The organism is Streptomyces alboniger (assembly GCF_008704395.1).
Taxonomy (GTDB): Bacteria; Actinomycetota; Actinomycetes; order Streptomycetales; family Streptomycetaceae; genus Streptomyces; species Streptomyces alboniger.
The window spans coordinates 4138182-4159907 of record NZ_CP023695.1; the positions used below are offsets into that span (position 1 = coordinate 4138182).

The window sequence follows — 21726 nt, forward strand, 5'->3', positions numbered from 1 at the left end:
CGCGTAAGCACAGGATAAGAGTTGAGTCCCCCAGACTCACATCTGTTGACGCCAGCGCAGCGCTCATGCATGCTTGAGCCAGATCCACTCAAGAAGTACATCTGGAGGAACCGAAATGGCACGTGCGGTCGGCATCGACCTGGGCACGACTAACTCCGTCGTCAGCGTTCTCGAAGGCGGCGAGCCCACCGTCATCACCAACGCCGAAGGCGCCAGGACCACGCCGTCCGTCGTCGCCTTCGCGAAGAACGGCGAGGTGCTGGTCGGCGAGGTCGCCAAGCGCCAGGCGGTCACCAACGTGGACAGGACCATCCGGTCGGTCAAGCGCCACATGGGCACCGACTGGAAGGTGGACATCGACGACAAGGGGTTCAACCCCCAGCAGATCTCCGCGTTCATCCTCCAGAAGCTGAAGCGCGACGCCGAGGCGTACCTGGGCGAGAAGGTCGCCGACGCGGTCATCACCGTCCCGGCGTACTTCAACGACTCGGAGCGCCAGGCCACCAAGGAGGCCGGTGAGATCGCCGGTCTGAACGTCCTGCGCATCGTCAACGAGCCGACCGCCGCCGCCCTGGCCTACGGCCTCGACAAGGACGACCAGACCATTCTGGTCTTCGACCTCGGTGGCGGCACCTTCGACGTCTCGCTGCTCGAGATCGGCGACGGCGTCGTCGAGGTGAAGGCGACGAACGGCGACAACCACCTCGGTGGTGACGACTGGGACCAGCGCGTCGTCGACTACCTGGTCAAGCAGTTCAACAACGGCCACGGCGTGGACCTCTCCAAGGACAAGATGGCGCTCCAGCGCCTGCGCGAGGCGGCCGAGAAGGCCAAGATCGAGCTGTCCTCCTCCACGGAGACCACGATCAACCTCCCGTACATCACGGCCTCCGCCGAGGGCCCGCTGCACCTGGACGAGAAGCTCACGCGCGCCCAGTTCCAGCAGCTCACGTCCGACCTCCTGGAGCGCTGCAAGACGCCGTTCCACAACGTCATCAAGGACGCGGGCATCCAGCTCTCCGAGATCGACCACGTCGTTCTCGTCGGTGGCTCCACCCGCATGCCGGCCGTCGCCGAGCTGGTCAAGGAGCTGACCGGCGGCAAGGACGCCAACAAGGGCGTGAACCCGGACGAGGTCGTCGCCATCGGCGCCTCGCTCCAGGCCGGCGTCCTCAAGGGTGAGGTCAAGGACGTCCTGCTCCTCGACGTGACCCCGCTGTCGCTTGGTATCGAGACCAAGGGCGGCATCATGACGAAGCTCATCGAGCGCAACACGACCATCCCGACCAAGCGCTCCGAGATCTTCACGACGGCCGAGGACAACCAGCCGTCGGTGCAGATCCAGGTCTACCAGGGCGAGCGCGAGATCGCGGCGTACAACAAGAAGCTCGGCATGTTCGAGCTGACGGGCCTGCCGCCGGCCCCGCGCGGCGTCCCGCAGATCGAGGTCTCCTTCGACATCGACGCCAACGGCATCATGCACGTGACCGCGAAGGACCTGGGCACGGGCAAGGAGCAGAAGATGACCGTCACCGGCGGCTCCTCGCTGCCGAAGGACGAGGTCGACCGCATGCGCCAGGAGGCCGAGAAGTACGCGGACGAGGACCACGCCCGCCGCGAGGCCGCCGAGTCCCGCAACCAGGGCGAGCAACTCGTCTACCAGACCGAGAAGTTCCTCAAGGACAACGAGGACAAGGTCCCCGGTGACGTGAAGACCGAGGTCGAGGAAGCCGTCGGCGAGCTGAAGGAGAAGCTCAAGGGCGAGGACACGGCCGAGATCCGCACCGCCACCGAGAAGGTCGCCGCCGTCTCGCAGAAGCTGGGCCAGGCCATGTACGCCGACGCCCAGGGCGCGCAGGCCGCGGGCGGCGCCGAGGGCGCGGCCCCCGGCGGCGAGCAGCCCAAGGAGGACGACGGGGTCGTCGACGCCGAGATCGTCGACGACGAGAAGCCCGGTGACGCGAAGGGCGGCGCTGCCTGATGACCGAGGAGACCCCGGGCTTCGGCGAGAACGCCGAGAAGCCTGACGTCCCCTCTGGCGCCACCCCTGATGACGCGGCGCCGAAGGCCGCCGAGCCCTCCACCGAGGAGGGCCCGGCGGCCCCGGCCGGGGACGCAGAAAGCAAGACGACGTCCGCCCAGGACGCGAGTGCGACGGCCCTGACCGCCCAGCTGGACCAGGCCCGCACCGCGCTCAACGAGCGCACGGCGGACCTCCAGCGGCTTCAGGCCGAGTACCAGAACTACCGCCGTCGCGTGGAGCGGGACAAGGTCGCGGTGAAGGAGATCGCCTCGGCGAACCTCCTCTCCGAGCTGCTCCCGACCCTCGACGACATCGGCCGCGCCCGTGAGCACGGCGAGCTGGTCGGCGGCTTCAAGTCGGTCGCCGAGGCGCTGGAGACCGTCGTCGCCAAGATGGGCCTCCAGCAGTTCGGCAAGGAGGGCGAGCCCTTCGACCCGACGATCCACGAGGCCCTGATGCACAGCTACGCCCCGGACGTCACCGAGACGACGTGCGTCGCGATCCTCCAGCCGGGGTATCGCATCGGCGAGCGCACCATCCGCCCCGCGCGGGTGGCCGTCGCCGAGCCGCAGCCGGGCGCGCAGACGGTCAAGGGCGACGAATCCCCCGAGGGTGCCGCGGGTCCCGCGGCCGCCGCGGAGGGCTCGGACGAGAAGGAGACCGGTGGCCCGGACGAGGGCTGACGGCTACGACATGAGTGAGGAGGGACGTCGAGGATGAGCACCAAGGACTTCATCGAGAAGGACTACTACAAGGTCCTCGGCGTCCCCAAGGACGCCACCGAGGCCGAGATCAAGAAGGCGTACCGGAAGCTCGCCCGCGAGAACCACCCGGACGCCAACACGGGCAACGCCAAGGCGGAGGAGCGCTTCAAGGAGATCTCCGAGGCGAATGACATCCTCGGGGACCCCAAGAAGCGCAAGGAGTACGACGAAGCGCGTGCTCTCTTCGGCAACGGCGGATTCCGGCAGGGCCCCGGAGGCGGCGGCGGTTCGTTCAACTTCGACCTGGGCGACCTCTTCGGAGGCGGCGCCCCGGGCGGCGGTGGAGCGGCCGGCGGCGGCTTCGGGGGCGGCCTCGGTGACGTCTTCGGGGGCCTGTTCAACCGCGGCGGCGCGGGTGCCGGTTCCGGCACGCGTACGCAGCCGAGGCGCGGCCAGGACATCGAGTCCGAGGTCACGCTGAGCTTCACGGAGGCGGTGGACGGCGCTACGGTGCCGCTCCGCATGTCCTCCCAGGCCGCCTGCAAGGCCTGTTCCGGCACCGGCGACAAGAACGGCACGCCGCGCGTGTGCCCGACCTGCGTCGGCACGGGCCAGGTCTCGCGGGGCGGCGGTGGCGGTTTCTCGCTGACCGACCCGTGCGTCGACTGCAAGGGCCGGGGCCTGATCGCCCAGGACCCGTGCGAGGTCTGCGCCGGCTCGGGACGCGCGAAGTCGTCCCGCACCATGCAGGTGCGGATCCCCGCGGGGGTGAGCGACGGCCAGCGGATCAGGCTCCGCGGCAAGGGCGCGCCCGGCGAGCGGGGCGGCCCGGCCGGCGACCTCTACGTCGTGGTGCACGTCGACACCCACCCGGTCTTCGGCCGCAAGGGCGACAACCTCACGGTCACGGTGCCGGTGACGTACCCGGAGGCGGCACTGGGCGGCGAGGTCAAGGTCCCGACCCTGGGCGGACCCGCCGTCACCCTCAAGCTGCCCGCGGGCACCCCCAACGGCCGTACGATGCGGGCCCGCGGCAAGGGCGCGGTCCGCAAGGACGGCACGAGGGGCGACCTGCTCGTGACGGTGGAGGTGTCGGTCCCGGCATCCCTGTCGGACGAGGCGAGGGAAGCCCTGGAGTCCTACCGCGAGGCGACCGCGGGCGACGACCCGCGCGCAGAGTTGTTCCAGGCCGCGAAGGGAGCATGAGATGGACGGCCGCCGTCGACAGTCCGGTTTCAGTAGCGCGTACCAACTCACCGACGAGACGCCGGTGTACGTCATCTCGGTGGCCGCCCAGCTGAGCGGCCTCCACCCGCAGACCCTGCGCCAGTACGACCGCCTGGGTCTGGTCTCCCCGGACCGCACCGCGGGCCGCGGCCGCCGCTACTCCGTCCGCGACATCGAACTGCTGCGCACCGTGCAGCAGTTGTCGCAGGAGGAGGGCATCAACCTCGCCGGCATCAAGCGCATCATCGAGCTGGAGAACCAGGTCGCCGCGCTCCAGTCACGCGTCGCGGAGCTGTCCGCGGCCGTGGAGGGAGCCGCCGCCGCCATGCAGCAGCGTGAAGCGGCGGTGCACGCCTCGTACCGCCGCGACCTCGTCCCCTACCAGGACGTGCAGCAGGCGAGCGCGCTGGTGGTCTGGCGTCCCAAGAGGGCGACGGAGTAGCTCGGCGATCTCTGTGTGCGACGCCGTCGGGGCCGGGAGGTGGGAACCTCCCGGCCCCGACGCGCGTTGCGTCTGACGACCTGAAGTGATTGTCGGTGCTGGGGGAAGTGGGTAGTTCGGCATGGCCATGGTGGGACTGTTCTGGATAGCCGAGGGCGATGTGTACGTGGGCGCGAAGCCGTCCGGCCTCGCTCCGGGGGTGCGCCTGACCCCGGAGGGCGTGGTGGCTCTCGGTGACAAGCAGGACGAGTTCTGGCCATGGGAGGACGTGCGTTCCCTGACGGTCGACGATGTGCCGCTGAAGTCGCTGATGCGGCAGGTGGGGGCGGCGGTCGACATGGTCCTGACGGTGGGCCTGGGCGGCACGGACGCGGCGTCGACGATGACGGTGCGGGTCGAGGGCCCCGAGGGCGAGAAGGAACTGACGGCGTACACCGCGACGGCCCTCTACTCCCCGGCCGAGTACGCCCTCTCCCGCGACCTGCTCGCCCGCCTCACGGAGGGCGCGGGCACGCTCCTGACGACGCTGGCGGCGATGGCGGAGTGGGGGCGGCGGCACGAGGGGGGCTCGCCGAGGGCGGCCGCGCGGGAGGCTCTGCTGCGGGAGTGGCTGGCGGTGGCGGACGCTACTGAGCCCGGTCGAGAAGACCTGACCGGCCGATGAGGTAGCCGAGTTGGGCGCGGCTCTCGCTGCCGAGGGTGGCGGCGAGTTTGGCTATGTGGACCCGGGCGGTGCGGATGTTCATGCCGAGGCGGTCGGCTATCTCGGCGTCGGTGAGGCCTTCGACGAGGAGGGCCGCTATGGCGCGCTGGCGGGGTGTGACGCCGCCTTCGGAGACCTGCGGGGCGGCCTGGGGCCACATGGGGGTGGCCAGGCGCCACAGCCGCCAGAAGGTGGTGGCGAAGTACTCCACGAGGGCCGGTTGGCGCACTTCCAGGGCGATGCTGCGGTCCCTGCTCGCCGGGATGAACGCCACGGTCCGGTCGAAGACGAAGAGGCGGTCGGTCACCTCGTCCAGGGTGCGGGCCTCGGCGTCGCCGTCGAGCTGCTCGAAGTAGGCGAGCACGGGCAGGGAGTGGCGCGTCGTGTGCTGGTAGAGGGTCCGCATCCGGCAGCCCCGGCTGAGCAGAGCCTGGTCCCTGGGGAAGGCCTCGGCCAGCGTCTCGGGCGGGCGGGTGCCGCCGGGCTGGATGGCGAGGAACTCCTCCGTGACGTCGTTCATGGCCTGGTCGATGGCCGAGTTGATGCGTTCGAGACCGTCGAGGACGGTGACCGCGGGGGCGTCCGCGAGGGTGCCCGCGGGGGTGTCCGTGGCGGAGAACAACCGCGCTTCGCGTGCGCGCCGGCCGGCCATGCGGGCTCCCTCCTGCTCTGCGCTCACTGCGTGCGGTTCTGGTCCAGGATCCCCGACTGGGCGATGAGATAGCCGAGTTGGGCACGGCTGCCGCTGCCGAGAGCCGCGGCGATCTTGGCGATGTGGGCGCGGCAGGTGCGGACGTTCATGCCGAGACGGCGGGCGATGGCCTCGTCGACGTGGCCCTCGATGAGGAGCTTGGCGATGGAGCGCTGGACGCCGGTTATCCCGTCGGTGGAGGGGGCGTACGGCACCTCGTCGAGGAGCGGGGTCGCCCGGCTCCACTCGTGTTCGAAGACCTTGGCGAGGTACTCGACGATGCCGGGGTGGCGCAGCTCCAGGGCGACTTGGCGGTCCTCGCGGGCCGGGATGAGCGCGACCGTACGATCGAAGATCATCAGTCGGTCGATCAGCTCTTCCAGGGTCCTGATCTGGACATTGCCCTTGGCCATGCGCGCCGCGTACGCCAGGGTCCCCTGGCTGTGTCTGACGGTGTGCTGGTAGAGGGTGCGCATCGTGATGCCCCGTTCGAGAACCGTCTGGCCGCGTTGCAGCGCCACGGTGAGCGAGTCCTCGCTGCGACCGCCTCCCGGCTGAGCGGTGAGTATCTCGAAACGGCATTCGGCCGTGGCCCGTTCGATGGCGGCGTCGATGTGCCCGTTGTTCTCCAGCACGGTGATCGAGTGGCCCGTCGGTTCGGTCCGGGCCGTGATGGACATAAATGGCTCGAAGATGTCGGTGAGCTGTACGGCGAGTCGCCGTCGGTCCTGGATTTCCCGTTCGATGGGGTTGAGGCGCTGGGCCAGCGCGGCGGACGGCGGAACCGGGCGGAGCCAGTCGACGTCGTCGGGGTCGGGGCGCAGCAGGCTGGACTCGAGGAGGCAGGGCGCGTTCTCAGCCTCCGAACGCGCCAGGCGACCGTTGCTCAGCGCGCTGGCGTAAAGCCTCGAACCCTCGTCGCAAAGTGGAGTCGAGGGGTGAGGATGTGTCGGTTTAGCGTGTGTTGTGAGCAAATCTCCACCCCCCAGGGTCCTGAACGTGCAGGAACATGATGCATCCACCCTGTGGCTTTGACGTGCTCGATTGAGACATCGTCTTGTTGGGCCGGGGGAGACGAACCTACCAAGTGAGGACGAAGCCGATCATGTTTAAGCGCATGCTTCGCTCGGTGCTTGTCACCACCTTCTCCGTCGGGCTGGGCCTGGGCGCGGTGACCACGCTGGATCTCTCCTGGAACAGCGAGCCGGCCGGCCGGTCTTCGGTATCCGCGCCGGAGTCGGATCTGTCCTGGCATGGTCTGCCGAAGGGTGGCGAGGCATGAGCACCCCTCCTGACGACCGCACCTTCCGCCGGGAAATGGCCACGGCCTACCGCTCCGGCTGGCACTTCATCGATCTCGTGACCGCGATCCCCCATCGCGGCGACTCGCTGATGGTGACCCTGCTCGGCGAGCCGATCGTCGTCACCCGTGACGACGAGGAGGAGATCCGGGCCTACCGGTGCCTCCGGAGGCCGCGGGGCGCGCCGCAGCCGGTGCGGTGTGCCGTGCGGTACGGGATGGTCTTCGTCAATCTCGACCGGCGCGACCACCAGCTCGTCGGAGAGCAGGAGCAGCAGGACCCCGGGGCGATGACGAGCGCCCCGGACAGCATCACAGCCACCCCCCGCAGTGCCTGACGCGATTCCCCCGTCGTTGTAAATCGCGCAGGTGCTTCCCCCAGCAGCGGCGCCACCGTGGACCTGAACACGGTGGCGCCGCTGTGGTGTGTGCGGGAAGAGCGGGGGCGGACGGGGGAGCAACCACCCCTCACGCCTTCCCCATGGTCCGCGTCACCTCGATCTCGATCAGGACCCGGTCCGGGTTCGGCGAGGGGCGCCGCCCGTAGCGGGCCTCGTAGTGCAGCTCCGCCGCCTCGATCTCCGCCGGTTCCGTCCTGATCGTCGCGATCCCCTCCAGCGTGGCCCAGCGCCGGCCCTCGAACTGGCAGACCGCCACCCGCGCCCCGCGGCCGTCCGCGACGCCCGTCGCCGCGAGGATGTGGACGACCTTCCGGCTCGTCTTCCGCGCGAGGACGCGGGCGATCCCGGCCTCCGGGTCGTAGGTCACGCCGACCGGGACCACGTGCGGGGTGCCGTCAGGGCGCAGGGTGGTCAAGGTGCACAGGTGCCGTTCACGCCAGAAGCTCATGGGTACGGAACTTAGCCGCCCCGTCTCCCCACCATGCCCTTGAGTGGAATAGACTCAACTTTGTGTACGTTGACTTAGTCAGCATGAGTGGTCGGACGCCCTGTGGGCGGACGCCAGTGGTGGGACGCCGTAAGGAGGACATGCGCACGTGGACGCAGAGCTGACCAACAGGAGCCGGGCCGCGATCAACGCGGCAGGCGACCGGGCCGTACAGGACGGGCACCCGGATCTGACCCCCGCGCATCTGCTGCTTGCGCTGCTGGAGGGGGAGGATAACGAGAACATCACCGACCTCCTCGCCGCCGTCGACGCCGATCAGGCGGCCGTGCGCGCGGACGCCGAGCGGGTGCTCGCGGCGCTGCCCAGCGTGACCGGGTCCACCGTCGCGCCGCCGCAGCCCAACCGCGAACTGCTCGCCGTCATCACCGACGCCGACCGGCGCGCGAAGGAGCTGGGCGACGAGTACCTCTCCACCGAGCACCTGCTCATCGGCATCGCCGCCAAGGGCGGCCGGGCCGGGGAGGCGCTCGCCGGTCACGGGGCCACCGACAAGAAGCTGCTCAACGCATTCGAGACGACAAGGGGAGGGCGCCGGGTGACCACACCCGACCCCGAGGGTCAGTACAAGGCGCTGGAGAAATTCGGCACCGACTTCACCGCCGCGGCCCGCGAAGGGCGGCTCGACCCCGTCATCGGGCGGGACCAGGAGATCCGGCGGGTCGTCCAGGTGCTGTCCCGGCGTACGAAGAACAATCCCGTGCTCATCGGAGAGCCGGGCGTCGGCAAGACCGCCGTCGTGGAAGGCCTCGCGCAGCGGATCGTGAAGGGCGACGTCCCGGAGTCGCTGAAGAACAAGCGGCTCGTCTCCCTCGACCTGGGCGCGATGGTCGCCGGCGCGAAGTACCGCGGCGAGTTCGAGGAGCGGCTCAAGACCGTCCTCTCCGAGATCAAGGAGAGCGACGGGCAGATCATCACGTTCATCGACGAGCTGCACACCGTCGTGGGCGCGGGCGCCGGCGGCGACTCCGCCATGGACGCGGGCAACATGCTCAAGCCCATGCTCGCCCGCGGTGAGCTGCGCATGGTCGGCGCCACCACCCTGGACGAGTACCGCGAGCGGATCGAGAAGGACCCCGCCCTGGAGCGCCGCTTCCAGCAGGTGCTCGTCGCCGAGCCGTCCGTCGAGGACTCCATCGCGATCCTGCGCGGGCTCAAGGGGCGGTACGAGGCTCATCACAAGGTCCAGATCGCCGACAGCGCGCTCGTGGCGGCCGCCACGCTCTCCGACCGGTACATCACCTCCCGCTTCCTGCCCGACAAGGCCATCGACCTCGTCGACGAGGCCGCCTCCCGGCTGCGCATGGAGATCGACTCCTCGCCCGTCGAGATCGACGAGCTGCAGCGCGCCGTCGACCGGCTGAGGATGGAGGAGCTGGCGCTCAGCAAGGAGACGGATCCGGCCAGCAAGCAGCGCCTGGAGAAGCTGCGGCGCGACCTCGCCGACAAGGAGGAGGAGCTGCGCGGCCTCACCGCCCGCTGGGAGAAGGAGAAGCAGTCCCTCAACCGCGTGGGTGAGCTGAAGGAGAAGCTCGACGAACTGCGCGGCCAGGCGGAACGCGCCCAGCGGGACGGCGACTTCGACACCGCCAGCAAGCTGCTCTACGGCGAGATCCCGACCCTGGAGCGCGACCTCGAAGCCGCCTCCGAGGCCGAGGAGGAGGCCGCCGCCCAGTCCAAGGACACCATGGTGAAGGAGGAGGTCGGCCCCGACGACATCGCCGATGTAGTGGGCGCCTGGACCGGCATCCCCGCCGGGCGCCTCCTCGAAGGCGAGACGCAGAAGCTGCTGCGCATGGAGGACGAGCTGGGCAAGCGGCTCATCGGCCAGGGCGAGGCCGTGCGCGCCGTCTCCGACGCGGTGCGCCGCACCCGCGCCGGGATCGCCGACCCCGACCGCCCGACCGGTTCCTTCCTCTTCCTCGGCCCCACGGGCGTCGGCAAGACCGAGCTGGCCAAGGCCCTCGCGGACTTCCTCTTCGACGACGAGCGGGCCATGGTCCGCATCGACATGAGCGAGTACGGCGAGAAGCACAGCGTCGCCCGGCTCGTCGGCGCCCCTCCCGGGTACGTCGGCTACGAGGAGGGCGGCCAGCTCACCGAAGCGGTGCGGCGGCGCCCGTACAGCGTCGTCCTGCTCGACGAGGTCGAGAAGGCGCACCCGGAGGTCTTCGACGTCCTGCTCCAGGTCCTCGACGACGGGCGCCTCACCGACGGGCAGGGCCGGACGGTGGACTTCCGCAACACCATCCTGGTCCTGACGTCCAACCTCGGCAGCCAGTACCTGGTCGAGCCGCTCACCTCCGAGGAGGAGAAGAAGCAGCAGGTCCTCGAAGTGGTACGGGCCTCCTTCAAGCCGGAGTTCCTCAACCGCCTCGACGACCTGGTGGTCTTCTCCGCGCTCACCAAGGACGAGCTGGCGCACATCGCGCGGCTCCAGATCGACCGCCTCGCCAAGCGGCTGGCCGAGCGGCGCCTGACCCTGGAGGTCACGCCCGAGGCCCTGGCCTGGCTGGCGGACGAGGGCAACGACCCCGCCTACGGGGCGCGGCCGTTGCGCCGCCTCATCCAGACCTCCATCGGCGACCGGCTCGCCAAGGAGATCCTCGCGGGTGAGGTGACCGACGGCGACACGGTCCGCGTGGACCGCGCCGGGGACGGCCTCCTGGTAGGCCCCTCGTCCGCCCCTGCGGGCAAGTCGCTGTAGCGGCATCGCGTCTGCCCCGGTCGCTTGTTCGCCGGGTGCGGCGGGAACTGCGCGACCAGCCACACGCTGTCCGCAGACGGCGAACGGCGGAAACACGGCAGACGAGCAGCCGGGCTTGCCCCGGGGGGCCCACCCTGGGAGAGGATGGGCCCATCCATACGAAGGGACAAAGCACGTGAGCATCGACCCGTCCTCGATTCCGAATTTCGGGGGACAGCCCGAACCGCCGCAGGGCGCAGGACCGGCGGGCCCCGTCGTCCCCGACCAGGACCTGGTCAAGCAGCTCCTGGACCAGATGGAGCTCAAGCACGTCGTCGACGACGAGGGTGACCTCGCGGCGCCGTGGGAGGAGTTCCGTACGTACTTCATGTTCCGCGGCGAGGACGACCAGCAGGTCTTCTCGGTGCGGACGTTCTACGACCGGCCCCACCAGATCGAGCAGAAGCAGCAGCTTCTGGAGTCGATCGACGACTGGAACCGCCGCACGCTGTGGCCGAAGGTCTACAGCCACACGCACGACGACGGCACGGTCCGCCTCATCGGCGAGGCCCAGATGCTGATCGGCACCGGAGTCTCCCTGGAGCACTTCGTGTCCTCGACCGTCAGCTGGGTGCGCGCCGCGATCGAGTTCGACCGCTGGCTCGTCGAGCAGCTGGGCCTGGAGTCCGAGGTCGACTCCGCCGAGGGCGAGACCGGCGAGAAGCAGGGCGACGACGAGGCCTGAGGGTCCGTACGCGCGCGAGAGCCCGGCCGGGGATGACACCCCGGCCGGGCTCTCGGCGTACCGGCGGCGGCTTCAGCCCGCCAGTGTCTTGAGGCGGGCCGCCGCCTCCTCAAGGACCGACGTCCGCTTGCAGAAGGCGAAACGGACGAAGGGCGCGCCCGCCTCCCGGTGGTCGTAGAAGACCGCGTTCGGGATGGCGACGACACCGGCCCGCTCGGGCAGCGCGCGGCAGAACGCGAAGCCGTCGGTCTCCCCCAGCGGGCGGATGTCGGTCGTCACGAAGTACGTGCCGGCCGGCCGGTAGACATCGAAGCCCGCCGCCGTCAGACCCTCGCTGAGCAGGTCCCGCTTGGCCCGCATGTCCGCGCGGAAGTCGGCGAAGAAGGAGCCGGGCAGGGCCAGCGCCTCCGCGATCGCGTACTGGAAGGGGCCCGAGGAGACGTACGTGAGGAACTGCTTCGCCGAGCGGACCGCGGCGACCAGCTCCGGCGTGGACGTCAGCCAGCCGACCTTCCAGCCCGTGAACGAGAACGTCTTGCCCGCGGACCCGATGGTGACCGTGCGCTCGCGCATGCCGGGGAAGGAGGCGAGCGGGATGTGCTCGGCGTCGTCGAAGACGAGGTGTTCGTAGACCTCGTCGGTGACGACGAGCAGATCGCGCTCGACGGCCAGCTTCGCGATCTCCGTCAGCTCGGCGCGGGTGAGGACCGTGCCGGTGGGGTTGTGCGGGGTGTTGATGAGGAGCAGCCGGGTGCGTGGCGTGATCGCGTCGCGCAGCTCGTCCAGGTCCAGGCGGAAGCGGCCGTCCGAGGGGCGCAGGGTGACCGGGACGCGCGTGCCGCCCGCCAGCGCGATCGAGGCGGCGTACGAGTCGTAGTAGGGCTCCAGCGCGATGACCTCGTCGCCCGGTTCGACGAGGGCGAGCAGGGACGCCGCGATCGCCTCGGTCGCACCCGCCGTCACGAGGACCTCGCGGTCGGGGTCGTAGGCGAGGGCGTAGCGGGCGAGTTGGTGCTCGGCGATCGCCGTGCGCAGCTCGGGGATACCGGGGCCCGGGGGGTACTGGTTGCCGCGGCCGTCGCGCAGCGCGCGCACCGCGGCCTCGCGGACGGACTCGGGGCCGTCCGTGTCGGGGAAGCCCTGGCCCAGGTTGATCGCGCCCGTCGACACCGCGAGCGCGGACATCTCGGCGAAGATCGTCGTACCGAACTCGGCGAGGCGGCGGTTGAGCAGCGGGCGCCCGCTCGCGGAAGTGGAGGTCATGGCGGCCATCCTCCGTCGAACCTCTGGAGTTCCTCAACTCTGCTTTGGGCCGTCCCGCACGGGGGCATCCCCCTGTCACGCAGGAGCGAGGCCCACGGGGGGACCGCGCTGCGGGGGAACGGAAGGAGCGTGGTGGTCATGTTCGTGGCCTTCATCTTCGCCGCGGTGATCATCTTCGCCGTGGTCGCGGCGGCCAATGTCGCGTACGGCCGCAGGAGCCACCGTGGGGGCCGGCGCTCGGGCACCGCCTCCACCGCGGCGGGCGGCGGCAGTTGGTGGGCCGGGGGCGGCGACAGCGGCGGCGGTTCCTCGTGCGGGGGCAGCTCCTCGTGCGGCAGCAGCTCCTCGTGCGGGAGCAGCAGCTCCTCGTGCGGGGGCGGGGGCGGATGCGGCGGAGGCAGCTGACACGGGGCAGCTGGTCCACCGATTCCAGTGGGCGCCCGGCGGGAGGACAACTCCCGCCGGGCGCTTCGGCGTTGTCGGACGCCACCGGACGCCCGTCGGACGTGGTTGCGTCATTGAACAGTTGAACTGTGGAGCCCCCAGGGGGATGGAAACCCTACGAAGTTGGGTAAAAACGCAGTGGCACTGTCGCCGACCATGATTCCCTCTTAACCGCCAGTACCGCCCTCGGACGTCCGTCACGGGTTTGGCAGGCCGAAGTCTGGAGACCTGTGCGTGACGTGCTCGTGGGCACGAGCCGGTATTCCGACCTCCCGGTGCCCGTAGCCGGGTGCGTCGGCCCCACCTCCATTGCGTGTTAGCGGAGCCGACCCATGCTCACGACCCTGAAGACTGTCTATACCGACACGCGCGCCGCGGACCTAGCCTGGGCCCTGGGGCGCGAGCCGTTGCCGGCGCTGGCCACCCTCGATGTGGAACTGGCCGACGCGAAAATGCAGTTGAGACTCCTCGGCGCCTCGCACCAGGTGTTGCTCGAGGAGGAGCAGGGCAGCTGTTCCGAGACCGTGGCCTGCATCCCCGGCAGCAGCACACCGCTCCCGCTGGGCGTGTCCAAGCGGGTGGGCGAATGGGAGTACGAGTTCGCCGCGCGCGTCGAGACGCTCTCGCGCGGCCAGTTCGCGGGCCGCGCCCAGGAGTTGCTCGCACTGGTGACCGAGCACCCGCATGGGCTTGCCGGGGTCTTCCCGGGCAGTCCGTACGCCTTCACGGCCATGCTGGCGCAGCGGCACGAGGGCTCGGTGATGTGGCGTACGTGGCACGCGTATCCGCAGGACGGCCAGCTGGTCGCCACGCGGACCCGGGTGGGTGTGCGGATGCCGCTTCCGGCGGCGCTGTGAGGGGCGCCTTCGATGTGCACCCATTTGGGGGACCCGGTGTGAGCGTGCGGTGACGTAGCGTGCTGGGGTGCTCGAGTCATCGGTGCGGTTGCCGGTCTCGCCCCGGGCAGGACGATTCCTCGTTCTGGCGGGCGTGTTCGTCTGCGCTGCCTGCGGACTCGTCTACGAACTGGAACTCGTCGCCCTCGCCGCGTACTTGATCGGCGACTCCGTCACCCAGGCCTCCGTCGTGCTCTCGGTGATGGTCTTCGCCATGGGCATCGGCTCACTGCTCGCCAAGCGGCTGCGGCGCCGCGCCGCCCTCTGGTTCGGCGTCGTCGAGGCGGCGCTCGCGCTGGTCGGCGGGTGCAGCGCCATGGCGTTGTACGCGGCCTTCGCGTGGACCGGCGACCAGGGCGAGGTCTGGGCGGGCGGCTCCCGCTACCTCCTGGTCGCCTTCTCGCTGGCCATCGGCGTCCTCATCGGCGCCGAGGTGCCGCTCCTGATGGTGCTCATCCAGCGCATCCGGCGGCAGGACGCCGGGGGCGCCGTCGCCGACCTGTTCGCCGCCGACTACGTGGGCGCGCTGGTCGGCGGCCTCGCCTTCCCCTTCCTGCTGCTGCCGATGTTCGGGCAGCTCACGGGCGCCCTGTTCACCGGCGCCGTGAACGCGCTCGCGGGCGGCGCGCTCGTCCTCGGCCTGTTCGGGCGGGACCTGAGCGCGCGCGGCCGCTGGGTGCTGGTCGGCGCGAACATCACCGTGCTGGCCGTGCTCGCCTCGGCGGCCGTGCTCGTCGACGACTTCGAGCGGGCCGCGCGGCGTGCGGTGTACGGCGCGGACGTGCGCGTCGCGGTCCAGACCGACGTGCAGGAAGTCGTCCTCACCGGAGGCCGGCGCCGCTCCCTCGACCTCTTCCTCGACGGACGCCTGCGCATCAGCGGCCGCGACGAGCACCGCTACCACCGAGGGCTCGTCCGCCCGGCGATGCGGGGCCCCCACGCGCGCGTGCTCGTCCTCGGCGGGGGCGACGGCCTCGCGGCGCGCGAGGTGCTGCGCCACCCGGGGGTGCGCCGCGTCGACGTCGTCGAGCTGGACGCGGGCGTCGTCGGTCTGGCCCGGCACGACCCGGCCCTGAGCGAGCTGAACGGCCACGCCTACCGCGACCGCCGGGTGCGGGTGGTGCACGCCGAGGCGTTCCACTGGCTGCGCTCGGCCCGCGAGCGGTACGACGTGGTGATCTCCGATCTGCCGGACCCCGGCATCACCGCGAGCGCGAAGCTGTACTCCCAGGAGTTCTACGGCCTCGCCACCCGCGTCCTCGCCCCCGGCGGCAGGCTCGCCGTGCACGCGGGCCCCGTGTCGGTCCGGCCGCGGGCCTTCTGGACGGTGGAGGTGACGCTGCGCGCGGCGGGCCTGAAGACCGTGCCGTACCGCGTGGGCGGGCGCCGGTCCGGGTTCGCCGCCGGACCCGACCGCACCTCCCAGGGGGCGCGGGCGCCACGCGACTGGGGGTTCGTGCTGGCCTCGCGGACGCGTCCCGTGCTGCTGCGCGCGGCCGGCTCCGAGGTGGTGCGCGCCGGGATGCGCTCGGCCGAGCCGACCAGGGTGGCGGGGCTGCGGGCGTCGACCCTGGTGCATCCGCGTTACGCGAACTGACGTACACGGTCGAGCGAAGCGACGTACATAGAGTCGAGTGCGTGGGTAGGCTCGACTGCCATGGAGCATGAGGTGTTCGTTCCGGTTTCGGCAGAGCGGCTCCGGCAGGTCCTGGCAGACCCCGAGCGGGTCGCCGGGGCGGTGCCCGGCCTTCAGCGCGCCGCGGAGGAGACGGCGGGCCCGCTCTCCGGCCGCCTCAAGGTGCGCGTCGGGGGGCACACCATCACGTACCGGGGGGCGGCGAGGGCCGAGAGTCATGCCGCCGGGGCGTACGCGATCGAGGGCGAGGGCGCGGAGGTGCGCGGTTCCGGTTCGGTGAAGCTCTCGCTGACCGTGCGGCTCGTGCCGGCCGTCGCGGGGACGACGGTCGTGTTCGGCGGGACGGCCACCGCGGACGGCCGGATCACGGAAAGTTCTCCACAGGCTGTGGAATCGGCTGTGCGCAGGCTCCTCGACCGCTTCGCGGAGGGGCTCGCCGAGGCGGCGCCCGCGGACTCCGGCCCCGCGGAGCCGGACGCGCCCCGGCCCGCGACCCCCACCGTCGTCGAGACGGAGGTGCCGCCGCCGTCCCTCGCGGGGCGCGGCGAGGAGGCCGATGACGCAGACGACGCAGCCGACGTAGATGACGTAGACGTAGATGCCGTGGACGACGTCGAAGACCTGGACGATGTCGACGACGCCGAGGACCTCGACGAGGTCGACGAGGTCGACGGTGTCGATGACGTGGACGGTATCGGCGGCATCGACGGTATCGACGACATCGACGACGACGTCAGCGACATCGACGTCCCGCCCGCCGAGGCCGCGCACGCCCGCCGCACGATGATCGGCCGCAGCGCCGAGGAGGTCGACCACGCCCCGCCCCGCGGCCGGTACGCCCCCGCGCCCGCCCCCGAGACCCTCGCCAACAGCGCCACGCTCCGCTGGGCCGCCCCCGCCGCCGCCCTCGCGCTCGCCTCGGCCATCGTGCTCGGCAGGGCCCTGCGCCGCCGCCGGTGACCGCGTACGCCGTAGGGTCGGGCCCGTGAGTACCGAAGACGTGACCCTGACCGCGGGCGACGCGGAAGTGACCGTGCAGCCGGGCAACGGCTGCCGCATCGGAAGCCTGCGCATCGACGGCGTCGAGCTGCTGAGGCAGGGGGAGCGATACGGCAGCTTCCCGATGGTGCCGTGGTGCGGCCGGATCCGGGACGGGCAGTTCCGCGACGGCGCGAGCGTCCACCAGATGCCGCTGAACTCCCCGCCGCACGCCATCCACGGCTTCGCCCGTGACGCCCGCTGGCGCACGGCACGCACCTCGAAGGCCGAGGCGGTCTTCACGTACGACCTCACCGCCCCCTGGCCCTACCCCGGCCGCGTCACCCAGATCGTGGAACTCACCGAGGAGGCGCTGACGCTGCGCCTCGGCATCGAGACGTACGGCGACTCCTTCCCCGCGCAGGCGGGCTGGCACCCGTGGTTCAACCGGGTCCTCGACGGCGGCGGCGAGCCCGTACGCATCGACTTCGACCCCGCCTGGCAGGAGGAGCGCGGCGACGACCACCTCCCCACCGGCCGTCGCGTCGATCCGAGGAGCGGCCCCCGGGACGACTGCTTCGGCATGCCCGAGGGCGTCGACGTGACGCTGACCTGGCCCGGTCGGCTCGCGGTGAACGTCAGGAGCCGCGAGCAGTGGGTCGTCGTCTACGACGAGCAGGACGCCGCGGTCTGCGTGGAGCCGCAGACCGGCCCGCCCAACGGGCTCAACACCGCGCCGCGCCTGGTGACACCCATCGAGCCGCTGGAGACGGCGACGACCTGGACCTGGACGCGGCTTTAAGCTGACAGGCATGACTGACGACGTACGTGGCGCTCTGCTCCAGCAGATCAAGGACAAGGCCGTGGTGCACGGCAAGGTGACCCTCTCCTCGGGTCTTGAGGCCGACTACTACATCGACCTGCGCCGCATCACCCTCGACGGCGAGGCCGCCCCCTTGGTCGGCCAGGTGCTGCTCGACCTCACCGCCGACCTCGACTACGACGCCGTGGGCGGCCTGACCATGGGCGCCGACCCCGTCGCCGGCGCGATGCTGCACGCGTCCGCCGCGCGCGGCAAGCGCCTGGACGCCTTCGTGGTCCGCAAGGCCGCCAAGGCGCACGGCATGCAGCGCCGCGTCGAGGGCCCGGACATCAAGGGCCGCCGCGTGCTCGTCGTCGAGGACACCTCCACCACCGGCGGCTCGCCGCTCACCGCCGTCGAGGCCGTCCGGGAGGCGGGCGCCGAGGTCGTCGGCGTCGCCACCATCGTGGACCGGGCCACCGGGGCGGGCGAGAAGATCACCGAGGGCGCGGGCGTGCCGTACCTCTTCGCGTACTCGAAGGACGACCTCGGCCTGGACTGACGGCAGCGCCCGGACCGGCGGCCGAGTCTGGAAAGATGGGGGCGACGATGTCGTCGCCCCCAGGTCAGGGTCAAGCAGCACAGCACCCAACCCGCACATCACAAGGAGCGGACACATGCCCATCGCAACTCCCGAGGTCTACAACGAGATGCTCGACCGGGCGAAGGCAGGCAAGTTCGCCTACCCGGCCATCAACGTGACCTCCTCGCAGACCCTGCACGCCGCACTGCGCGGGTTCGCGGAGGCCGAGAGCGACGGCATCATCCAGATCTCCACCGGTGGCGCGGAGTTCCTGGGCGGCCAGTACAGCAAGGACATGGTGACCGGCGCGGTCGCGCTCGCCGAGTTCGCGCACATCGTCGCCGCGAAGTACGACATCACGGTCGCGCTGCACACCGACCACTGCCCGAAGGACAAGCTGGACGGCTACGTCCGTCCGCTGCTCGACGTCTCCGCCGAGCGCGTCAAGGCCGGGCGGAACCCGCTGTTCCAGTCGCACATGTGGGACGGCTCCGCCGAGACCCTCGCCGACAACCTGGCCATCGGCCAGGAGCTGCTCGCGAAGGCCGCCGCCGCGAAGATCATCCTTGAGGTCGAGATCACCCCGACCGGCGGTGAGGAGGACGGCGTCAGCCACGAGATCAACGACGAGCTGTACACGACCGTCGACGACGCCCTGCGCACCGCGGAGGCCCTGGGCCTCGGCGAGAAGGGCCGCTACCTCCTGGCCGCGTCGTTCGGCAATGTCCACGGCGTCTACAAGCCCGGCAACGTCGTCCTGCGCCCCGAACTCCTGAAGGACCTCCAGGAGGGCGTCGGCGCCAAGTACGGCAAGGCCGGATCGCAGCCGTTCGACTTCGTCTTCCACGGCGGCTCCGGTTCGACCGCCGAGGAGATCGCCACCGCGCTGGAGAACGGCGTCGTGAAGATGAACCTCGACACCGACACCCAGTACGCCTTCACGCGGCCCGTCGCGGACCACATGTTCAAGAACTACGACGGCGTCCTGAAGGTCGACGGCGAGGTCGGTTCGAAGAAGACCTACGACCCGCGCACCTGGGGCAAGCTCGCCGAGGCGGGCATGGCCAAGCGCGTCACCGAGGCGTGCGCGAACCTGCGCTCCACGGGCACGCGCCTGAAGTAGCACCCCGTTCCGCACGGTGAAGGCCCCGGGTCACCCGACCCGGGGCCTTCACCGTGCCGCGATGCAGCAGACTGGGCCCATGGCCATTCACAAGGATCTGCTCGGGGGACCGCCCCCGACCCACCTGCCCGACGACCCGGAGCCGCGCGAGCTGCTGGCGAACGGCACGGCGCCCGCCGACGTCGCCGCCAAGTACCCCACGTCCTCCCTCGCCTGGGCGCAGCTCGCCGACGAGGCGTACGAGCGCGGCAGCGTCGTCGAGTCGTACGCGTACGCCCGTACCGGCTACCACCGCGGCCTGGACGCCCTGCGCCGCAGCGGCTGGAAGGGCCACGGCCCGGTGCCGTGGGAGCACGAGCCCAACCGCGGCTTCCTGCGGGCGCTGCACGCGCTGGCGCGGGCGGCGCAGGCGATCGGTGAGCAGGAGGAGTACGAGCGCTGCGCGGGCTTCCTGCGGGACTCCTCGGAGACCGCGGCGAAGACGCTGGGCTGACCTGGGGCGGGCCTACGTCGCTTGCGGCGCGGGCCCGCACTGCCGTGCCGTCGATCGCCCTTCGGGCTCGTCCTCAATCGCCGGACGGGCTCTTCCCCCGCTACCGCAGCTCGCGCAGCGAGCGCGCGTCGTAGGGCGCCGCCTCGGCCAGGCGGCCGGTAAGCGCCTTGTTCGCCCACACGGGGTCCGCGATGAGCGCGCGGCCCACCGCGATCACGTCGAACTCGTCCCGCTCCATGCGGTCGAGAAGCAGGTCGATGCCCGTGGCCGCCGTCTCCTTGGCCCAGCCCTGCGGACCCACGAACTCCTTGTCGAGGCCGACCGAGCCGACCGACAGCGTGGCCTTTCCGGTGAGCTTCTTGACCCAGCCCGCGAGGTTCAGGTCGTCGCCCTCGAACTCGGGGAGCCAGTAGCGCCGCGTGGAGGCGTGGAAGGCGTCGACGCCCGCGTCGGCCAGCGGCGCCAGCAGGGACTCCAGCTCGGCCGGACCGGACGCCGGCTTCGCGTCGAACGCGTTCGCCTTCCACTGCGAGAAGCGGAAGATCACCGGGAACGTCGGCGAGACCGCCGCCCGCACCGCCTCGACGATCTCGCGCGCGAACCGGGTGCGCGAGGCGAGGTCGCCGCCGTAGCCGTCGGTGCGGCGGTTGGTGGTGCCCCAGAGGAACTGGTCGATCAAGTAGCCGTGCGCGCCGTGCAGTTCGATGCCGTCGAAGCCGATCCGCTCGGCGGCGGCCGCGCTGTCGGCGAACGCGGCGATGACCGCGTCGATGTCGGCACCGGTCATCGCGTGCCCCTTGGCCTCGCCGTCCAGACCGAGGCCGGAGGGGCCGACCGGGGGCGCCGAGGGGATCGGGCCCTGGCCCTCGTCGCGGGTCGCGCCCACGTGCCAGAGCTGCGGGACGATCTTGCCGCCCGCCGCGTGCACGGCCTCGGCGACCTTCTGCCAGCCCGCGAGCGCCGCGTCACCGTGGAAGTGCGGGACGCGGTGGCTGCTGCCGGCCGAGGGGTGGTCGACGTAGGTGCCCTCGGTGACGATCAGGCCGACGCCGCCCGCCGCGCGGCGGGCGTAGTACGCGGCGACGTCCGCGCCCGGCACGCCCTCGGGCGAGAACTCACGGGTCATGGGGGCCATGGCGATGCGGTTGGGCAGGGTGAGGCCGTTGATGTCGAAGGGGCGGCCGAGAACCCGTGCGGCGCGTGAGGCGCCCGTCCCCGTCGTCCCGGTGGCCTCCGGCGTCGCTTCCGGCGCGGCTTCCGGCATCGCTTCCGTGGCTTCCATGCGGCCCTCCTGGGCTCTCGGTACGAATGGCGTCCTACGTTGCTGACAGCACTGTAGGCGGTTTGCTGGTGTCCCCCTTCGGGCGGGTGCCTCGCCGGGTACCTTGAGGGGCATGAACTGGCCAGCGACCGAGCGCCACTGCCTGAGTCCCGCGCCCGGCGGCCTCGCCCTCGTCCAGGAACTCCTGAACACCGCGCCCGCCGGCCGCCCCGGACCCGCCGACCTGCCCGACCTGCTGGGGGACGGCGCGCTCGGCGCCGCCCAGGAGTGGGCCGACCTCGCCGTGCGCGGCTGGGCCGGGGAGACGGGGCGGCCCGACGTGCACCTCGTACTGACCGAGGAGGACCTGCCGAAGCTGCGCTGTCTGCGCGACCAGGTGCGGCGGGCGCTCGCCGCGGGGGGCGGCGGGGGCGGGGACGCGGTGCGCTTCACCTCCGCGCCCGTCGTCGTCGGGCTCGCGGGGGACGGCACGCTGACCGTGGAGCCGGAGGGCGCGGGCGCCCGCTGGCTGGCCTCCGCGGCCCTCGCCGAGGGTCTGCTCGCCCAGGCGTCCGGCGTCTGGCGCCGCCTGAAGATCTGCCGCAACCCGTCCTGTGCCGCCGCGTTCTACGACCGTTCCCGCAACAACAGCGGCGTCTGGCACTCGGTGCGTGGCTGCGGGAACGCCGCCCACCTGCGCGCCTGCCGCGAGCGGCGCCGCGTGCGGGCCTGAGGGCGGCGCGTACAGGCAGAAGGGCGCTGACAACAGCGTAAAGCTTTAGCAGCTTTCACCGAACGGGTGTGCCTTGCCGTTTCGGGG

General features: G+C 71.2%; 22 protein-coding genes and 1 pseudogene. 18 read left to right on the forward strand and 5 right to left on the reverse strand.

What is annotated here, in order from left to right:
- Positions 1-115: 115 nt before the first annotated feature.
- From dnaK to CP975_RS18430, 5 genes are all read left to right on the forward strand, one after another.
- Positions 116-1981 (forward strand): molecular chaperone DnaK, encoded by a 1866-nt coding sequence (gene dnaK, locus CP975_RS18410; RefSeq protein WP_055526766.1) that lies wholly within the window; start codon positions 116-118, stop codon positions 1979-1981.
- Positions 1981-2706, forward strand: a complete 726-nt coding sequence (gene grpE / locus CP975_RS18415) for a nucleotide exchange factor GrpE (RefSeq protein ID WP_055526767.1) — start codon at positions 1981-1983, stop codon at positions 2704-2706. The genes dnaK and grpE overlap by 1 nt, the downstream gene beginning before the upstream one ends.
- Positions 2707-2739: 33 nt before the next feature.
- Entirely contained in the window at positions 2740-3933 is a 1194-nt protein-coding gene (gene dnaJ / locus CP975_RS18420) for a molecular chaperone DnaJ (protein WP_030788920.1), read from the forward strand.
- Position 3934: 1 nt separating this feature from the next.
- A complete protein-coding gene (locus CP975_RS18425) occupies positions 3935-4396 on the forward strand; it encodes a heat shock protein transcriptional repressor HspR (RefSeq protein WP_055526769.1) in 462 nt (153 codons plus the stop codon).
- Between the two features lie 121 nt (positions 4397-4517).
- Positions 4518-5060, forward strand: coding sequence for a hypothetical protein (locus tag CP975_RS18430; RefSeq protein ID WP_055526771.1), 543 nt, complete (start codon positions 4518-4520; stop codon positions 5058-5060).
- Here the strand turns inward: CP975_RS18430 and CP975_RS35835 are convergent.
- Positions 5023-5754, reverse strand: a pseudogene (locus CP975_RS35835) (helix-turn-helix transcriptional regulator); the annotation flags it as partial. The gene CP975_RS18430 and the pseudogene CP975_RS35835 sit on opposite strands and share 38 nt — an antisense overlap.
- A gap of 20 nt (positions 5755-5774) precedes the next feature.
- A complete protein-coding gene (locus tag CP975_RS35840) occupies positions 5775-6779 on the reverse strand; it encodes a helix-turn-helix transcriptional regulator (protein WP_425474324.1) in 1005 nt (334 codons plus the stop codon).
- 140 nt (positions 6780-6919) lie between these two features.
- Between CP975_RS35840 and CP975_RS35075 the strand changes: the two genes are divergently transcribed.
- Positions 6920-7072 carry a hypothetical protein gene (locus CP975_RS35075; RefSeq protein WP_167532708.1) on the forward strand — a complete coding sequence of 51 codons (153 nt, stop codon included), beginning with the start codon at positions 6920-6922 and terminating at the stop codon, positions 7070-7072.
- Positions 7069-7428, forward strand: a complete 360-nt coding sequence (locus tag CP975_RS18440) for a Rieske (2Fe-2S) protein (RefSeq protein ID WP_078594475.1) — start codon at positions 7069-7071, stop codon at positions 7426-7428. The genes CP975_RS35075 and CP975_RS18440 overlap by 4 nt, the downstream gene beginning before the upstream one ends.
- A 130-nt stretch (positions 7429-7558) precedes the next feature.
- Here the strand turns inward: CP975_RS18440 and CP975_RS18445 are convergent, their stop codons facing one another.
- The gene (locus CP975_RS18445) at positions 7559-7939 is read right to left on the reverse strand and encodes a pyridoxamine 5'-phosphate oxidase family protein (RefSeq protein WP_055526773.1); all 381 of its coding nucleotides are present in this window, start codon (positions 7937-7939) and stop codon (positions 7559-7561) included.
- A 148-nt stretch (positions 7940-8087) separates the two neighbouring features.
- Here CP975_RS18445 and clpB point away from each other — a divergent pair, with 148 nt between their 5' ends.
- Both clpB and CP975_RS18455 read left to right on the forward strand, forming a co-directional pair.
- Positions 8088-10703: an ATP-dependent chaperone ClpB gene (clpB, locus tag CP975_RS18450; RefSeq protein WP_055526775.1), complete on the forward strand. Its 2616-nt coding sequence runs from the start codon at positions 8088-8090 to the stop codon at positions 10701-10703.
- 175 nt (positions 10704-10878) lie between these two features.
- Positions 10879-11427 (forward strand): type III secretion system chaperone family protein, encoded by a 549-nt coding sequence (locus CP975_RS18455; protein ID WP_055526777.1) that lies wholly within the window; start codon positions 10879-10881, stop codon positions 11425-11427.
- Positions 11428-11499: 72 nt separating this feature from the next.
- Here the strand turns inward: CP975_RS18455 and CP975_RS18460 are convergent, their stop codons facing one another.
- Complete coding sequence (locus tag CP975_RS18460; RefSeq protein ID WP_055526779.1) at positions 11500-12699, reverse strand: pyridoxal phosphate-dependent aminotransferase; 1200 nt, start codon at positions 12697-12699, stop codon at positions 11500-11502.
- 129 nt (positions 12700-12828) lie between these two features.
- Between CP975_RS18460 and CP975_RS18465 the strand changes: the two genes are divergently transcribed.
- From CP975_RS18465 to CP975_RS18500, 8 genes are all read left to right on the forward strand, one after another.
- Positions 12829-13095, forward strand: a complete 267-nt coding sequence (locus CP975_RS18465; RefSeq protein WP_055526794.1) for a hypothetical protein — start codon at positions 12829-12831, stop codon at positions 13093-13095.
- 371 nt (positions 13096-13466) lie between these two features.
- Positions 13467-13991, forward strand: a complete 525-nt coding sequence (locus tag CP975_RS18470) for a DUF2617 family protein (protein WP_055526781.1) — start codon at positions 13467-13469, stop codon at positions 13989-13991.
- A gap of 67 nt (positions 13992-14058) precedes the next feature.
- Entirely contained in the window at positions 14059-15627 is a 1569-nt protein-coding gene (locus tag CP975_RS18475) for a polyamine aminopropyltransferase (RefSeq protein WP_055526782.1), read from the forward strand.
- A 60-nt stretch (positions 15628-15687) separates the two neighbouring features.
- Positions 15688-16626 (forward strand): SRPBCC family protein, encoded by a 939-nt coding sequence (locus CP975_RS18480; protein WP_150477125.1) that lies wholly within the window; start codon positions 15688-15690, stop codon positions 16624-16626.
- Positions 16627-16651: 25 nt separating this feature from the next.
- Positions 16652-17446 carry an aldose epimerase family protein gene (locus CP975_RS18485; protein ID WP_150477126.1) on the forward strand — a complete coding sequence of 265 codons (795 nt, stop codon included), beginning with the start codon at positions 16652-16654 and terminating at the stop codon, positions 17444-17446.
- Positions 17447-17456: 10 nt separating this feature from the next.
- Positions 17457-18008 (forward strand): orotate phosphoribosyltransferase, encoded by a 552-nt coding sequence (gene pyrE, locus CP975_RS18490; RefSeq protein ID WP_055533773.1) that lies wholly within the window; start codon positions 17457-17459, stop codon positions 18006-18008.
- Between the two features lie 115 nt (positions 18009-18123).
- Positions 18124-19152 carry a class II fructose-bisphosphate aldolase gene (gene fbaA / locus CP975_RS18495; protein WP_030788870.1) on the forward strand — a complete coding sequence of 343 codons (1029 nt, stop codon included), beginning with the start codon at positions 18124-18126 and terminating at the stop codon, positions 19150-19152.
- Between the two features lie 79 nt (positions 19153-19231).
- Positions 19232-19645, forward strand: a complete 414-nt coding sequence (locus CP975_RS18500) for a DUF3151 domain-containing protein (protein WP_055533774.1) — start codon at positions 19232-19234, stop codon at positions 19643-19645.
- A gap of 100 nt (positions 19646-19745) precedes the next feature.
- On the opposite strand, the gene CP975_RS18505 is transcribed toward CP975_RS18500, so the two are convergent.
- A complete protein-coding gene (locus CP975_RS18505) occupies positions 19746-20927 on the reverse strand; it encodes an NADH:flavin oxidoreductase (protein ID WP_425474257.1) in 1182 nt (393 codons plus the stop codon).
- Positions 20928-21039: 112 nt separating this feature from the next.
- Here CP975_RS18505 and CP975_RS18510 point away from each other — a divergent pair, with 112 nt between their 5' ends.
- Complete coding sequence (locus tag CP975_RS18510; RefSeq protein ID WP_150477127.1) at positions 21040-21639, forward strand: CGNR zinc finger domain-containing protein; 600 nt, start codon at positions 21040-21042, stop codon at positions 21637-21639.
- Positions 21640-21726: the final 87 nt, after the last annotated feature.

Bases quoted from the DNA above. Each gene is read 5' to 3' on its own strand.
- CP975_RS18445 (WP_055526773.1), bottom strand. From the start codon at position 7,939: ATGAGCTTCTGGCGTGAACGGCACCTGTGCACCTTGACCACCCTGCGC.
- dnaK (WP_055526766.1), top strand. From the start codon at position 116: ATGGCACGTGCGGTCGGCATCGACCTGGGCACGACTAACTCCGTCGTC.
- CP975_RS18440 (WP_078594475.1), top strand. From the start codon at position 7,069: ATGAGCACCCCTCCTGACGACCGCACCTTCCGCCGGGAAATGGCCACG.
- CP975_RS18505 (WP_425474257.1), bottom strand. From the start codon at position 20,927: ATGGAAGCCACGGAAGCGATGCCGGAAGCCGCGCCGGAAGCGACGCCG.
- CP975_RS18470 (WP_055526781.1), top strand. From the start codon at position 13,467: ATGCTCACGACCCTGAAGACTGTCTATACCGACACGCGCGCCGCGGAC.
- dnaJ (WP_030788920.1), top strand. From the start codon at position 2,740: ATGAGCACCAAGGACTTCATCGAGAAGGACTACTACAAGGTCCTCGGC.
- CP975_RS18430 (WP_055526771.1), top strand. From the start codon at position 4,518: ATGGCCATGGTGGGACTGTTCTGGATAGCCGAGGGCGATGTGTACGTG.
- grpE (WP_055526767.1), top strand. From the start codon at position 1,981: ATGACCGAGGAGACCCCGGGCTTCGGCGAGAACGCCGAGAAGCCTGAC.
- CP975_RS18465 (WP_055526794.1), top strand. From the start codon at position 12,829: ATGTTCGTGGCCTTCATCTTCGCCGCGGTGATCATCTTCGCCGTGGTC.
- CP975_RS18480 (WP_150477125.1), top strand. From the start codon at position 15,688: ATGGAGCATGAGGTGTTCGTTCCGGTTTCGGCAGAGCGGCTCCGGCAG.
- pyrE (WP_055533773.1), top strand. From the start codon at position 17,457: ATGACTGACGACGTACGTGGCGCTCTGCTCCAGCAGATCAAGGACAAG.
- fbaA (WP_030788870.1), top strand. From the start codon at position 18,124: ATGCCCATCGCAACTCCCGAGGTCTACAACGAGATGCTCGACCGGGCG.
- CP975_RS18425 (WP_055526769.1), top strand. From the start codon at position 3,935: ATGGACGGCCGCCGTCGACAGTCCGGTTTCAGTAGCGCGTACCAACTC.
- CP975_RS18460 (WP_055526779.1), bottom strand. From the start codon at position 12,699: ATGGCCGCCATGACCTCCACTTCCGCGAGCGGGCGCCCGCTGCTCAAC.
- CP975_RS18500 (WP_055533774.1), top strand. From the start codon at position 19,232: ATGGCCATTCACAAGGATCTGCTCGGGGGACCGCCCCCGACCCACCTG.
- CP975_RS18510 (WP_150477127.1), top strand. From the start codon at position 21,040: ATGAACTGGCCAGCGACCGAGCGCCACTGCCTGAGTCCCGCGCCCGGC.